The organism is Polynucleobacter antarcticus, assembly GCF_013307245.1.
GTDB lineage: Bacteria > Pseudomonadota > Gammaproteobacteria > Burkholderiales > Burkholderiaceae > Polynucleobacter > Polynucleobacter antarcticus.
The window spans coordinates 839,979-854,772 of the sequence record NZ_CP028941.1 but is presented as its reverse complement, the minus strand read 5'-3'; the positions used below and the strand labels follow the sequence as shown (position 1 = coordinate 854,772).

The 14,794-nt window shown below is 44.5% G+C and carries 16 protein-coding genes; 3 read left to right on the top strand and 13 right to left on the bottom strand.

The features are described from left to right. Positions 1–91: 91 nt before the first annotated feature. Both DCO16_RS04440 and DCO16_RS04435 read right to left on the bottom strand, forming a co-directional pair. Positions 92–598, bottom strand: coding sequence for an arsenate reductase ArsC (locus tag DCO16_RS04440; RefSeq protein WP_173942530.1), 507 nt, complete (start codon positions 596–598; stop codon positions 92–94). Between the two features lie 12 nt (positions 599–610). Further along, on the bottom strand, positions 611–793 hold the full coding sequence (locus DCO16_RS04435) for a hypothetical protein (RefSeq protein WP_173942529.1): 183 nt from the start codon (positions 791–793) through the stop codon (positions 611–613). A gap of 160 nt (positions 794–953) precedes the next feature. On the opposite strand from DCO16_RS04435, the gene DCO16_RS04430 reads away from it, so the two are divergent. Then, positions 954–1,799, top strand: a complete 846-nt coding sequence (locus DCO16_RS04430) for a hypothetical protein (protein ID WP_173942528.1) — start codon at positions 954–956, stop codon at positions 1,797–1,799. Between the two features lie 180 nt (positions 1,800–1,979). Beyond that, positions 1,980–2,201 (top strand): hypothetical protein, encoded by a 222-nt coding sequence (locus DCO16_RS04425; protein WP_173942527.1) that lies wholly within the window; start codon positions 1,980–1,982, stop codon positions 2,199–2,201. A 17-nt stretch (positions 2,202–2,218) separates the two neighbouring features. On the opposite strand, the gene phoR is transcribed toward DCO16_RS04425, so the two are convergent. The 11 genes from phoR to DCO16_RS04370 form a co-directional block, all read right to left on the bottom strand. Then, positions 2,219–3,535 carry a phosphate regulon sensor histidine kinase PhoR gene (phoR, locus tag DCO16_RS04420; protein ID WP_173942526.1) on the bottom strand — a complete coding sequence of 439 codons (1,317 nt, stop codon included), beginning with the start codon at positions 3,533–3,535 and terminating at the stop codon, positions 2,219–2,221. Positions 3,536–3,606: 71 nt separating this feature from the next. Then, positions 3,607–4,320, bottom strand: a complete 714-nt coding sequence (gene phoB, locus DCO16_RS04415; RefSeq protein WP_173942525.1) for a phosphate regulon transcriptional regulator PhoB — start codon at positions 4,318–4,320, stop codon at positions 3,607–3,609. A 28-nt stretch (positions 4,321–4,348) separates the two neighbouring features. After that, positions 4,349–5,056 (bottom strand): phosphate signaling complex protein PhoU, encoded by a 708-nt coding sequence (phoU, locus tag DCO16_RS04410; RefSeq protein ID WP_173942524.1) that lies wholly within the window; start codon positions 5,054–5,056, stop codon positions 4,349–4,351. A gap of 12 nt (positions 5,057–5,068) precedes the next feature. After that, positions 5,069–5,908 (bottom strand): phosphate ABC transporter ATP-binding protein PstB, encoded by an 840-nt coding sequence (pstB, locus tag DCO16_RS04405; protein ID WP_254598099.1) that lies wholly within the window; start codon positions 5,906–5,908, stop codon positions 5,069–5,071. 8 nt (positions 5,909–5,916) lie between these two features. Beyond that, on the bottom strand, positions 5,917–6,783 hold the full coding sequence (gene pstA / locus DCO16_RS04400) for a phosphate ABC transporter permease PstA (RefSeq protein ID WP_173942523.1): 867 nt from the start codon (positions 6,781–6,783) through the stop codon (positions 5,917–5,919). Continuing rightward, positions 6,780–7,769: a phosphate ABC transporter permease subunit PstC gene (gene pstC, locus DCO16_RS04395; RefSeq protein WP_173942522.1), complete on the bottom strand. Its 990-nt coding sequence runs from the start codon at positions 7,767–7,769 to the stop codon at positions 6,780–6,782. The genes pstA and pstC overlap by 4 nt, the downstream gene beginning before the upstream one ends. An 86-nt stretch (positions 7,770–7,855) precedes the next feature. Beyond that, entirely contained in the window at positions 7,856–8,878 is a 1,023-nt protein-coding gene (gene pstS, locus DCO16_RS04390; protein ID WP_173942521.1) for a phosphate ABC transporter substrate-binding protein PstS, read from the bottom strand. Positions 8,879–9,005: 127 nt separating this feature from the next. Continuing rightward, positions 9,006–10,349, bottom strand: coding sequence for a phosphoglucosamine mutase (glmM, locus tag DCO16_RS04385; RefSeq protein ID WP_173942520.1), 1,344 nt, complete (start codon positions 10,347–10,349; stop codon positions 9,006–9,008). Positions 10,350–10,381: 32 nt separating this feature from the next. Next, positions 10,382–11,266 (bottom strand): dihydropteroate synthase, encoded by an 885-nt coding sequence (gene folP, locus DCO16_RS04380; protein WP_173942519.1) that lies wholly within the window; start codon positions 11,264–11,266, stop codon positions 10,382–10,384. A 31-nt stretch (positions 11,267–11,297) separates the two neighbouring features. Beyond that, the gene (gene ftsH / locus DCO16_RS04375) at positions 11,298–13,178 is read right to left on the bottom strand and encodes an ATP-dependent zinc metalloprotease FtsH (RefSeq protein ID WP_173942518.1); all 1,881 of its coding nucleotides are present in this window, start codon (positions 13,176–13,178) and stop codon (positions 11,298–11,300) included. Positions 13,179–13,323: 145 nt separating this feature from the next. After that, complete coding sequence (locus tag DCO16_RS04370; RefSeq protein ID WP_173942517.1) at positions 13,324–13,998, bottom strand: RlmE family RNA methyltransferase; 675 nt, start codon at positions 13,996–13,998, stop codon at positions 13,324–13,326. 137 nt (positions 13,999–14,135) lie between these two features. On the opposite strand from DCO16_RS04370, the gene DCO16_RS04365 reads away from it, so the two are divergent. Next, positions 14,136–14,786, top strand: a complete 651-nt coding sequence (locus tag DCO16_RS04365; protein WP_173942516.1) for a YhbY family RNA-binding protein — start codon at positions 14,136–14,138, stop codon at positions 14,784–14,786. Positions 14,787–14,794 lie beyond the last annotated feature (8 nt).

Genomic DNA, 14,794 nt, shown 5'->3' with positions numbered 1-14,794 from the left:
AATTCTGAACTTACATTATTTCACTACCAAGACAAGCCTATTTTATAAAAAGCTAGCTTCTTCATGAGGATGCATTAATTTCCCCAGTCTTTTATGAATACTTTAGGCGATGATGAATATTTTGTAAGCGCTCCCTAATAGTCGAGCGATCAAGCTTTTCTAGTGGCAAATCCATCAATAAAGCAATCCGATCATGCAAGCCCTTTTCTACCTGCTTAAAAGAATGCAACATTTCATCACGAGTTTTAGAATCATCCGCAGCAGGATCTGGAAACCCCCAGTGAGCTGTTGCTGGATGCCCACGCCAATAAGGACAATGCTCTCCCAAGGCTGATTCACATAGAGTAATAACGAAATTCATCGCTGGAGCGCTCTCTCTACCAAACTCATCCCAACTCTTACTTCGCAAGAGCTGAATGGGATAGCCCGTAGGCTTAATCAATTCAATTGCTAAGGGATGCACCGTCCCGGTAGGCTTTGCACCTGCTGAGAAAGCAATAAAGCGGCCATGACTCAATGTTGTTGTTAAGGCCTCGGCAAGAATAGAGCGCGAAGAATTACCGGCACAAAGAAACAAAATATTGAATGGCTCATTCATAGTAAAAAACCATTAAATTAACTCATCTAATTGGAAAGCGTATTTATTATCAACAATAAACTTCGTTTTTAAGCATTCCATCGGATGTGCTTTCTTATCAAATAATTCTTCTTTTAAGTCCTGATATTGAAGCGACAGCTTGGCTTCTTGTGGAGGGGAAACATTGTCAGAATTAGACTTATTGCTTTGTTTCAATTAATTCACCTTGATAGAAATAGTTTAGCTTTCTATATTAGCCAGTCAATATTTCAATTTGATTAAATAAAATAAAAAGGAATGCTACTTGCACATGATTGTTCTGACTTTGATTTGCAACAATTGCTCAATAAAATGATAAAAAATTTATCCTTTCGCAATGCGCCTCTATTTACTTACATTGCTCTTCATTCCTGTTTTAAGCTACGGATTTGAGCCCCTCAATACTGATGATGCGGGTACCGTTAAAAAAAGCTCTAATCAGATTGAGCAGTATTTTTTTAAAACAGCTACTCATGGGCACAACACCGTAAGCTCTAAAAGTTCTCAAATTATTACTCCAGGTGAAGAATATTTTGGAGTCAGTCAAGCGCAGGCTTTTCCTTTTACCTACACTCGCGGCTTAACAGAGAACATAGAAGCCTCTATAGGTGCCAGTTATTTTGCAACGCCAAGAGGAAGCTATTCGCCCATCTCAAACAAGGTGATAGCAATAAAATGGCGATTTTTAGAGGCTGAAGATGGTCAATGGGCGTTAGCTATAAAGCCCAGTCTTACCTTGCCGGGAACTGGTCAACAGCAGGTCAGTGGCATAGGTCTTGCACTTCCAAATTATGGGGTGAACTTGATCGGCTCCCATTACTTGGGTGACATTGAAATACATGTCAATGCTTCTTACACAAAATCGCTCTACAACACAAACTATTTGATTGCTACCGGACCTCCAGAAAATCGAACAAATATCATTTTCGCATCCGTCGCACCAGTGTGGAAGGTGAGTAAAAGTATTAAATTGGCGCTAGATACCGGACTAGAAACTAATCCCCCAATCAGCCAACAATACCTCAGTAATTACGCTCTTTTAGCGACGATCATTTCAATTAACGATGATCTAGATTTAGGTCTATCTTATATGCGCAGTGCAGCCAATATGGGTGTTGTATTCGGCGGCACTGGGATTAGCGCCTCACGCTCAGACATTGGATTTACCTGGAGATTTCAATGATTTGCAAGTTAAATATTGCCTTACATTCCATATAAGCTCAATAAATCTTAATACTTTGCTTCTTTTATTGAATATGACAGAAATATGACAAGGTGGAACTACTAAGCTTTGATAGAAAAGCATTTTTGTCACAATACTTTGCTAGGATGTTGGAGTTTCTATATAAATGGCAAAGATCTCATGAGCGCATACAAATACACAGATGCAGTAAAACAGTTGCAGGAGTCTGGCGCAATTGGTTTACAAGACTTCAAAAACCTATCCTATGAGGATCTATCTGAGCTTCTGGAAGAGATTAAGGTGTGGTGTCTTTATGCCAATGGCAAGCTGGATAAGCTTCCAAAGGAATCTAAGAAGAAAAAAGATAAAGAGAAAAACAAGAAAAAAGATAAAAAAGACTGAGGATCTAAAGGATCTGACTAGGCATCCTTTGATTTTTCACTCACTACCCGCTCTCGTGGAAAGAGTATTTTGAAGGTGCTGCCTTTGCCAAGCGTACTTTCAATCGTTAATTGCCCCTGATGTCTGCTTGCAATATGCTTCACGATTGCTAAGCCCAGACCGGTTCCGCCTGTATCTCTAGAACGACTTCGATCTACACGATAAAATCGCTCAGTTAAACGTGAAAGATGCTCCGAGGAGATTCCGGGGCCAGTATCAGTGACAGAAAACTCCCCTTCACCTTGCTTGTTCACATTCCAAGTTGCGCTAATAGATGCAGTATCAGGGCTATAACGGATTGCATTGGAGACTAAATTACCACACGCAGAAATAATTTCACGCTCTTCGCCCATCAAATTATGGCTACTTTCTATATGAAACTGAAATTTATGATGGCCTTTAGAGAGCGCTTCTGCATCATTTTTTAATAAGGCCATTAAGGTAGGAATTTGAATTTCCTGCATTGGTGCCGGCAAGGCATTGGCTTCTAAATTTGCGAGGGTCAATAAGTCCTCAACCAGGCTCTTCATGCGTTTAGATTGCGCCATCATCAGCTCAAAATATTGATGTTGTTGTGACTTATCTAAATCTAATGTCTGCATGGTTTCTAGAAAGCCTATGAGGACCGTAATCGGCGTCCTCATCTCATGGGAAACGTTCGCAACGAAATCACGGCGCATAGCATCTGCTTTTTGTAAATCAGTTACGTCTTGAACTAATAATAAGTGACGATTTTCACCAAAAGGGAAAATTTGCAGCATCAAACTTAAGCTCTCACCAGGTCCCATCCGATCAAGGAGCAATGGCTCTTCAAAATGACGCTGATAAATATACTGAATGAACTCAGGTCGACGAATCAGAAAGTTGATTCTTTGCAGCACATCCCGTTTGAAATTGAGGCCAAAAAAGCGCTCAGCAATCGCATTACACCACTCGATTTGATCTTGATCATCCAGCATAATGATGCCGTTCGGCGATGCCTGAAAAGCTTCAATAAAACGGCTATGCTGCTGATCAATGGATCGAAGCTCAAGCTTCAAACCCCTAATAAGGCGTTGAAGACGCACAAACATATCTTCCCAAAAACCGCTGGGTAACGTCATTGAATCAACGTCATCCGCAAAGACATGCTTTCTGAGGTGAGCTAAATGCATATAGGTAATAAACAGGGGGATGGCCATTGCAAGCACCCCAACTGCAATAGCCCAGTCAGAACCCCAATTAAAGAAGGTGATGTAGGCCGCTAAAAAAGCAAGCGCAATCAGAAAAACCAGGCGGCTAATAACGGGGAACATAAGCCGATATTAGAGCATCATTTACAAGTAGCCCCAAACTTTGACTAGCTCATTTGGAGCCAATCCTAGACTTAGGTTTGGGTTGGAATCTTGGTAATCCTGTAACCGCTGCCTCGAACCGTTTCTATATAACGATCGCAGTCTGAGGAGGATAAGGCGGCTCTCAGCCTTTTAATGTGTACATCTACCGTTCGCTCTTCGATATAGACCTCATTACCCCAGACTTTATCTAACAAGTTAGCCCTAGAGTGGACCCGTTCAGGGTTAGTCATCAAAAACTGTAATAAACGGTATTCAGTAGGGCCTAGTGGCAGTGTCTGTGGCTCCATATTGGGCCATAGAGCGGTTACACGGTGTGAAAGTGGATCTAGTCTCAACGGACCAACAGATAAAGGGCCCACATCAGCTAGGGGCGCTTGACGCCGCAAGAGTGCATTCACACGAGCCACCAACTCTTTTGGTGAAAAGGGTTTAGTGACATAGTCATCTGCACCAGAATCTAGACCTAGAACCTTATCAGACTCTTCACTTTTCGCCGTTAGCATCAATATAGGCAAGGAACGAGTACGCTCATTTGCACGCAGTTCTTTTGCGAACTGTACCCCAGACTTGCCCGGTAACATCCAATCTAGAATCAATAAATTAGGGAGACTGTCCCGCATCATAGTGACAGCGATATCAGTTTGCATGGCTCTCTTAACCTCATATCCTGCATGAATTAGGTTAATAGCAATCAATTCTGCAATCGAAGGCTCATCTTCAACAATTAATATGCGTAGAGACATGATGATTTTTGTGTCAGTTCAAAAATCCTTAGGCTTTATTCGCCTCGCGAACTAAATCTGCATGAGGAATATGACGTACATCTGAACCCTTGGCAACATAAATCACAAACTCTGCAATATTTTTTGCATGATCACCAATACGCTCGATAGCTTTAGCAATGGTCAGCATATCCAAACCGGTTGTAATAGTATGCGGATCTTCCATCATGTATGAAATGAGTTTACGCACAAAGGCTCTAAATTCTTCATCAATCTGACGATCTTCTTCCACTACTTCTGCAGCGGCAATCGTATCTAAACGAGCAAAGGAATCTAAACTACGGCGCAATAACGAAATCGCCATCTGCCCAGACAAACGAATCTCAGCAACGTTAATATTATTGGGTACACCGGATTCAATCAGACGCTTGGTCCTTTTAGCAACCCGCTCTGCCTCGTCCCCTGCACGCTCTAAATTCGTAATGGCTTTGGATACTGCCATCACTAAGCGTAAATCACGGGCAATCGGTTGACGGCGAGCAATCAATTCAGTGCAGGCTAAATCAATCTGAATTTCAAGATCGTTCACCATCTTCTCGTTCTCGATGACGATATTGCAGGTTTCGATATCCATTTGAGTGAAAGCGCGCATCGCTGTTGAAATCTGCGACTCCACTAAACCACCCATTTCAAGCAATCGGCTCGAGAGCGAATTTAAATCGGCATCAAATTGTGATGAAAGGTGCTTATCTGGCATGTAATTCTCCAATTAACCGAAACGGCCGGTAATGTAATCTTCTGTTTCCTTGCGCTTAGGCTTAAGGAAAATCTCATCTGTCTTGCCAAACTCCACAAGGCTGCCTAGATACATATACGCAGTGTAGTCTGAGACACGGGCAGCTTGTTGCATATTATGCGTCACGATAGCAATGGTGTAATCATTCTTCAGCTCATTGATCAACTCCTCAATCTTGCCTGTAGAGATCGGATCAAGCGCTGAGGTAGGTTCATCGAGCAAAATAACGGATGGCTTAACGGCTACGGCACGTGCAATACATAAGCGCTGCTGCTGGCCACCTGAAAGGGATAAGCCACTTTGACTGAGCTTATCTTTAGCCTCATTCCAAAGTGCCGCTTTATTTAAAGCCCACTCTACCCGGTCATCCATTTCAGAGCGAGATACTTTTTCGTATAAACGCACACCGAAAGCGATGTTCTCATAAATCGACATCGGAAATGGGGTGGGCTTTTGAAAAACCATACCAATACGTGAACGCAATAAATTTAAGTCTTGATCTTTATTAAGGATATTCTGACCATAAAAATTAATCTCACCCTCAGCACGCTGTCCTGGATAGAGGTCATACATACGGTTCAAGGTTCTGAGCAAAGTAGATTTACCGCAACCAGATGGTCCGATAAAGGCGGTTACTTTACGCTCTTCAATATTGAGATTTACATCTTGTAGGCCTTGGAACGAGCCGTAAAAGAAATTAAGGTTATGCACTTCAAGGGCATTGACTGCGACTTGAGTTGACTGTTGGGTATTATTTGAATCCACACTAGCTCCTTGACCATCAATCTGGTTTAAGTCAAACATTGTTTTCATATTAGACATCAGCCCTGTACCTTTTCTCTAAAGACCACTCGGGCAATAATATTGAGAGTCAAGACTGTCAGCGTAATTAATAAAGCACCGCCCCATGCCAGGTCGACCCAGTTATCGTAGGGACTCATCGCGAACTGGAAAATCACTACCGGTAAGTTCGCAATGGGGGCATTCATGTTCGTAGAGAAGAACTGATTATTCAGCGCCGTAAACAGTAATGGAGCAGTTTCTCCACTGATGCGGGCTAGAGCCAATAAGATGCCAGTAATCACACCACTTTTTGCCGCTACCAACGTGACCTTAAATGCTACCTTCCATTTTGGTGTACCTAAGGCATATGCTGCCTCACGCAAACTACCGGGAACCAAACGCAACATATTTTCTGTAGTGCGAACCACCACAGGTATAGCAATCAAAGCCAATGCAAGCGTACCAGCCCAACCAGAAAAGTGTCGAACTTGTGCCACATAAAAAGCATACACAAAAAGACCAATCACAATCGATGGGGCAGACAGCATGATATCGGTCACAAAGCGAGTGATTGAAGCAATCCGACTTCGATCACCATACTCAGATAAGTAGGTACCTGCTAGAACACCAATCGGCGTACTAATTAAGGTACAAAAGCCCACCATCATCAAGCTGCCCACAATTGCATTAGCTAATCCACCGCCTTCAGATCCTGGACCAGGGGTACTTTGAGTAAATAGCGAGATATCAAGAGCAGAAAAGCCTTTGAAAAATAAAACGCCCAAAATCCATAATAAAAAAACCATTCCCAAGGTCATCGCTGATAAAGAGAGCGTCAAGCCAATCTTGTTGGCGCGCTTACGCTTTGCGTAAACGCCTGGGTTCATATTTGAAGAAGTAATCATGTTTTTAGTCCCTGCTTCTTCTCCATATTGCTCAACATCCACTTAGCACAAGCTAACACAATAAAAGTAATGAGGAAAAGAGCTAAACCTAATGCGAATAAGGAGGACATATGGTTGCCAGCCTCTGCTTCACCGAACTCATTTGCCAAGGTAGAGGCAATAGAGGATCCGGGCGCAAATAAGGAGGCGGACAGTTTATGAGAGTTACCGATCACAAAGGTCACGGCCATTGTTTCACCAAGCGCTCTACCTAATCCAAGCATGATTCCACCGATCACACCTGTTTTGGTATAAGGCAGTACTACGCGCTTTACCACTTCCCAAGTAGTGCAGCCAATACCATAAGCAGATTCTTTCAGAATCGGCGGGACGATATCAAAAACATCACGCATCACTGAAGCAATAAATGGCAGAATCATCATCGCTAAAATCAAGCCGGCACATAAAATACCAATACCATTGAAAGCGCCAGTGAACAAAATACCCAGCCCTGGAACCTGACCCAAAGTAGCAGCTAATGCAGGCTGTATATATTCTGCAAACAAGGGCGCAAAAATAAACAGGCCAAACATACCGTAAATGATCGATGGCACAGCGGCCAAAAGCTCAATCGCAGTCCCTAAGGGTCTACGTAATGGGCCCGGGCAAAGCTCCGTCAGAAATACCGCAATACCAAAACTCAGTGGTACTGCAATCACCAGCGCAATCACCGAAGTCACAACCGTTCCATAGATCGCAATCAGGCCACCAAACTCATCATTCACAATGTCCCACTCTTTAGTGAAAAAGAATCCGGGACCAAAAGAGCTTAATGCAGGCCATGCGTTAAATAGTAAGGAGATCATGATTCCTAATAAGGCAATCAAGACCGATAAAGCAAAGAACTGCGTAATTCGATGGAACAAAAAGTCCTGAACACGCTGCAACTTAGCAATACGCAAAGCTTGTGGCGTTGGTGCTGAGTGAGACTGTATTGATTCGATCATAAATTGCACTTATTTAAATGAACAAACAGCCCCACAGATAGCGGAGCTGTTTGTAATTGTGATTGGTAAAAGTCAATCACCAAAGCTTACTTAGTGTTTACCTGCGTGAACACATTCTTGCGAATAAAGTCTGTAGTAGCATCTGGCATCGGAACATAGTCCAACTCTTCTGCCATTTTCTTGCCTTCTTTAAATGCGAAGTCAAAGAACTTGAGTACTTCAGCTACCTTAGCTTTGTTCTCTGGTGCCTTATATACCAATATAAAAGACGCACCAGTGATTGGCCATGATTTAGCACCTGGAGCATTAGTAATAAAAGTACCCATGCCTGGTACTTTAGACCAATCTGTACTCGCAGCAGCAGCAGCAAATGTCAGGTCATCCGGTTGTACAAATTGACCGTCTCTATTTTTCAAGGAAACGCTGATCATTTTGTTTTTCTTGGCATAGGCATACTCTACATAACCAATAGCACCCTTCACACGCAATACGTTTGCAGCAACACCTTCATTGCCTTTGCCGCCTACTGAGGAAGCAGCTGGCCATTTAACAGCAGCACCTTCTCCAACAGCATCTTTCCAGTTTTGACTAACCTTAGCGAGATAGTTAGTGAAAATAGCCGTTGTGCCAGAACCGTCAGCACGGTGTACTACAGTGATTGGCAAATCAGGCATCTTCATACCAGGGTTATTCAATACGATACGTCTGTCATTCCAGTTGGTAATCGCACCTTGAAAGATATCCGACAGGGTATCTGGGGACAACTTGAGTTCGTAAGGCTTTACACCCTCCACGTTAATGACGGGCACTACACCGCCAATAATCGCTGGGAACTGTACAAGACCATCTTTTTCTAAGTCATCAAACTTCACTGGATTATCAGTTGCACCGAAATCCACTGTTTTTGCTTTAATTTGCTTGATGCCGCCTGAAGAACCAATTGACTGGTAATTGAGGTTGGAACCAGTTTTAGCTTTATAGGCTTCAGCCCATTTAGCGTAAATAGGGTATGGAAATGTAGCGCCAGCGCCAGTCATATCGACTGCAAACGCAACTGGGGCAAATGAAATAGCGCTGATCACTAACGCTGTTTTTAAGAAAGATTTCATCTGAATAGATCCTCGTGAAGTTCACGCAATATCGCGTTAGAAAGGACGATACGATTTACTTATGACAGTTTAATGACAGCTATCACCATTAAATAATGATCAAAAATAATTCAACAATTTCAGTGACTTATGCGGTAGGGACCAAATCAGCAATGCTTTGAGCGGCTCTCAGAGCCAGATCTCCATCCTGAGCCTCCACCATCACCCTCAGGACTGGTTCTGTACCAGATGCCCTCATCAGCACCCTACCCGTGCCTTTAAGGTCACTTTCAACCTGAGTAATCTGCTGTTTTAGGGCGCTATCTGACTTCCAGTCGTAGCCCGCTTTAAATTTGACGTTAAGCAGCACCTGAGGAAAGACTTGTACAGCCTCCAATAATTGCGCCAAACTCTGCTTAGCTTGACTCATCGCAGCTAAAACCTGCAGTGCTGCAATCGTGCCATCACCAGTAGAGTGTTGGTCTAAGCAAAGCAAATGTCCAGATCCCTCGCCACCAATTAGCCAACTCTTTTGCTTGAGTAGTTCCAAAACATAGCGGTCGCCTACGTTTGCGCGTTCAAATTCAAGCCCTAAAGCTTTAATCGCATTTTCTACTGCCAAGTTAGTCATCAAGGTTCCAACAACGCCACCAAGATTGTGGCCACGGGTAATGCGATCTTTAGCCAGTACGTATAGGAGCTCATCGCCATTAAAAAGACGCCCTGAAGAATCCACCATTTGTAAGCGATCGGCATCACCATCTAGAGCAATACCAATATCAGCGCCAAGCTCTTTGACCTTGGCGATTAATGCTGCTGGCGCAGTAGCGCCACAACCATCATTAATATTGCGGCCATTAGGATTAACGCCAATCGACGTGACTTCTGCTCCAAGCTCATGAAAGACATGGGGCGCTATGTGATAAGCCGCGCCATTAGCGCAGTCCACCACGAGTTTCATACCTTTGAGATTAAGTTCAGCTGGAAAGCTTGATTTACAAAATTCAATATAACGGCCTGCAGCATCATCTAAACGAAAAGCCTTACCCAGTTCTTTTGAGCTCACACAACCCATCGGTTTTTCAAGTTCAGCTTCGATGGCTAATTCAAAATCATCAGAGAGTTTGTCACCCTGAGCGGAAAAGAATTTAATGCCGTTATCTTGATAAGGATTGTGTGATGCAGAAATCACTACACCTGCTGTTAAGCGTAAGGCCTTCGTGAGATAAGCAACACCTGGGGTAGGCATTGGGCCGCATAACATGACATCGACACCAGCAGCTGCAAAACCCGCTTCTAAAGAAGCCTCTAATAAATAACCTGATACACGGGTATCTTTTCCGATTAGCACTTTGCAACGCTCACCAGATTTTGCATTACTGATGAGCACCTTGCCGGCAGCATAAGCTAGACGCGTCATAAACTCGGGAACAATCGGAAATTGCCCTACTTCACCGCGAATACCGTCTGTACCAAAGTATTGTTTTTTCATGGATTTAATTATAAAACTTGTAGAGGATAGACCTAGACTTGTACGGCTTCCCAGATCTTGAGGGCATCCACCGTCTCTTGGACGTCGTGAACACGAATAATGCGGGCTCCCCGATCGGCAGCGAGGATGGCGGCAGCAATGCTAGGCGCCACCCGTTCATTCGTATCACGACCTGTTAGCTTACCCAACATCGACTTACGAGAAATACCTGCCAAGACGGCATGGCCTAATTCAGAGAAACGTTCAAAATGCGCCAACATACTGAGATTGTGCTCAAGGCTTTTTCCAAAACCAAAGCCAGGATCAATCGCAATTCTATTAGGGGCAATACCTTTTTCTTTCAAAAGCTCAGCACGCTCTTGAAGAAACAACATGACCTGCGCAATCACATCTTCATAATGGGGATCAAACTGCATGGTTTGTGGATCACGTTGCATATGCATCAAAATGATTCCGCATGGTGCCTGCTTTGTCCCTGCTTGCTTTGATTCTTCATGCTCTATGACAGCATCAACAGCACCGGCTTGTCGCAGAGCCCAGATATCATTCACGCAATCAACGCCAGCTTGAAGTGCTTGGCGCATGGTCTCTGCTTTATAAGTATCAATAGATAACGCTGTGCCACAGTCTTTTAGCGCTTCGATCACCGGTAAAACTCTGTCTAACTCTTCTTGAAGTGAAACCGGTTCTGCACCAGGACGGGTAGATTCTCCACCAATATCAATGAGGTCTACACCAGCAGCGATCATATGCTCTGCTTGTGCCACAGCATCACTGACTGTACGAAATTTCCCCCCATCTGAAAAAGAATCGGGGGTGGCATTCAGAATCCCCATCACTAAGGGTTTCTTGCGTTTGCTAAAGTCAAAAAGAAAACGCCCACAACACCATGTTGCGGGCAGAGTTTGCTTAGTCATCAGCTTAATCGTCTACCAATGCAGTAGAAGATTAGGCTGTGGCTGGTGCGCTACCAGGTGCAGGGCCAGGAGGAGCCCCTGCTGAATTACCAAAGGTACTCGCAGGTGGTGGTTTTGGCATACGCGGAGGACGACCTTCCATGATGTCAGTAATCTGCTCAGCATCAATCGTTTCAAACTCAAGTAAGGCGGCAACCATCGCCTCTACCTTGTCGCGATTTTCTTCCAGAATAGATCGTGCCAATGCATATTGACTATCTACCAAAGCCCGAATCTCGAAGTCTACTTTTTGCTGAGTTAACTCAGAAACAGTTTTGGAGCTCTGGCGACCGAACATACTCTCAGATTCAGTATCGACATACACCATCGTTCCTAAGCTATCACTCATGCCGTAGCGCGTCACCATATCGCGCGCCATCTTCGTGGCACGTTCAAAGTCATTAGATGCACCTGTGCTCATCGAGTTTAAAAATACTTCTTCAGCAGCACGGCCGCCAAACAAGATTGCCAACTCTTCCATCATGCGATCTTTGTACAGGTTCACACGATCGAACTCAGGCAACTGCCAAGTCACACCCAATGCCATACCGCGTGGCATGATGGTGACTTTATGTACTGGGTCAGCCTTAGGTAAGACCTTAGCCACGACTGCGTGACCAGACTCGTGATAAGCCGTATTGCGACGCTCTTCTTCGCGCATCACAGCAGACTTACGCTCTGGGCCCATATAAATTTTGTCTTTAGCGTCTTCAAAGTCTCGCATATCGACGGCACGCTTATTACGGCGGGCTGCAAACAAGGCAGACTCATTCACCAAGTTGGCTAAATCTGCACCAGAGAAACCAGGTGTTCCACGCGCCAATACCGCTGCATTAACATCAGGATCAAGTGGTACCTTACGCATGTGCACTTGCAAGATTTGCTCGCGCCCACGGATATCAGGCAAGCCAACGTGTACTTGACGATCAAAACGTCCTGGACGGAGCAAAGCGCGATCCAATACATCAGAACGGTTAGTAGCAGCTACTACGATCACGCCACTATTACTTTCAAAACCATCCATCTCTACAAGCATTTGATTTAAGGTTTGTTCGCGCTCATCGTTACCACCACCCATGCCGGCGCCACGATGACGACCGACCGCATCGATCTCATCAATAAAGATAATACAAGGGGAGCTTTTCTTCGCGTTCTCAAACATGTCGCGTACACGAGAAGCACCAACGCCCACAAACATCTCAACGAAATCAGAACCAGAAATAGCAAAGAATGGAACTTTGGCTTCGCCTGCGATGGCACGGGCTAATAGAGTCTTACCGGTACCGGGAGGACCCACAAGCAATACACCATGCGGAATACGGCCACCGAGTTTCTGAAATTTTTGTGGATCTTTTAAGAAGTCCACAATCTCGAAGACTTCTTCTTTTGCTTCATCGCAACCTGCTACGTCAGCAAAGGTCACGGTATTACTATTCTCATCAATCAAACGCGCTTTAGATTTACCGAAAGAGAAGGCGCCGCCTTTGCCGCCACCCTGCATCTGACGCATCATGAAAAACCAAAAACCAATGATCAGTAAAGTAGGTCCAAGATAGTACATCGCAGATACCAACAGGTTAGGCTCTTCATCCGCTTTACCTGTCACTTGAACGCCGTACTTCATGAGGTCACCAACCATCCAAATATCACCTGGGGTGATGATGGAATACTTGTTACCGTCATTTGGGGTCACTTGTAATGTACGACCCTGTACGTCCACTCGCTTTATTTTGCCAACCTTGGCGTCATCCATAAACTGAGAGTAAGTGACCTGAGCCTGCTCTTTAGGTCTGTCGAACTGCTTAAAAACAGTGAACAGCACTAGGCCCACAATGAGCCATACACCGATTTTTTGCATCATATTGTTATTCAAAAGGAAACCTTTGCCGGATTAATCCGGGAGTGAAAGCGGATTGCTAGTTCTGTGTATTTGATTCTACTACCACCCTTTTTCAAGAGCTAGAGGGGTGTTTATTTTGATAAACCCTTATCTGAAGTGGGTAATTTGACTTTTTAGCTTATTTGGGTGGTTTGAGCTGTCTGCCCAAAAGAAAGATCTCTGAGGAACGGGCTCTAGATGCCTTGGGCTTTCTCGAAGCCACTGTCTTGAAGACCTTTTTAAAGGACTCTACGATTTGGCTATACCCACTGCCGTTAAAGCACTTAATTAACAGCGCCCCTTCGGGTTTCAGGTGGCCCAATGCAAAATCTAGAGCAATTTCAGCTAAAAAGGCCATTCGGGCAGCATCTGCTACACCCACGCCAGAGAGGTTTGGGGCCATATCGGATAGGACCAAGTCTACTTTTCCATTGGCACTGGCTGGTAAAAGGGCTTCTAAGGCCTGCAAACCCTCATCCTCCCTAAAATCGCCCTGAATAAAGCTCACATCCGCAATCTCTTCCATCGGCAGAATATCAATCGCAATAATGGTGCCATCTGGTTTGCCCGATTCAATCTGGGGATTGTTTTTGCCTAACTCAGTCAAGCGATTACGAGCATATTGAGACCAACTTCCGGGAGCGCTTCCCAAATCCACGATAGTCATACCCGCTTTGATCAGGTGATCTTGCTCGTCGATTTCGCTTAACTTATAAACAGCACGCGCACGATAGCCCTCTTTCTGAGCCATCTTTACGTAAGGATCTTGTAGGTGATCCTGCAACCAACTTTTATTAAATTTATTCTTTGCCACAACTTACCCACTTTCGAGTTCTATTTTCCTTGTTTCTGACTCCTAAGGCAAAAAGAATTGATCGAATCTGACCCAATATCTTCCATATACCGACGCAGACAGTGATTTACCCCTCTGAATGCTCTATCATCGAGCCCATGACAGCACTAACTATTACCCCCGCACAACGCAAATCCCTGAAAGCGGATGCCCACGACCTAAGCCCCGTTGTCATGATTGGGGGTGATGGGCTCACTTCTGCAGTGCTTAAAGAAGCAAAATTGGCGATCTCTCACCATGGTCTGATTAAGATCCGTGTCTTTGGTGATGATCGTGATGCCCGTATTGCGATGTATGAAGAACTTTGCGAAAAACTGGGTGCGGCACCTGTGCAACATATTGGCAAACTCCTTGTGATCTGGAAGCCTAAAGCAGAACTTGATACAGCACTCTTAAATTTAGGCAGATCTTACAAGCAAACTAAGAAGTCATTACAAGCTCCGCGTACCAAGCGTCAAGGTGTGCGTGGTGCATCCAAAGAAGGTGTCAGAACAAGTACATCAGAGCGCTCTGACAGACGCTCAGCTGCTAGCAAATCACCGTTCACCAGAGCTGCTGCTGTAAAGACGGCTGCACAATCCAGTACTAGCTCTACAGCTCCAAAGAAACGCGTGTTAAGAGCTGATGCTGCTGAATCTAAAATTGGTTGGTCATCTCCGGGCTATCGCAAGGCAGCCCCTGCACCTGCGCCCATTAAGAAAAGAAAAGTACGGATGAGCAGTACGAAGAAAAAATCCCTGGGTTCTTAGTATCACGA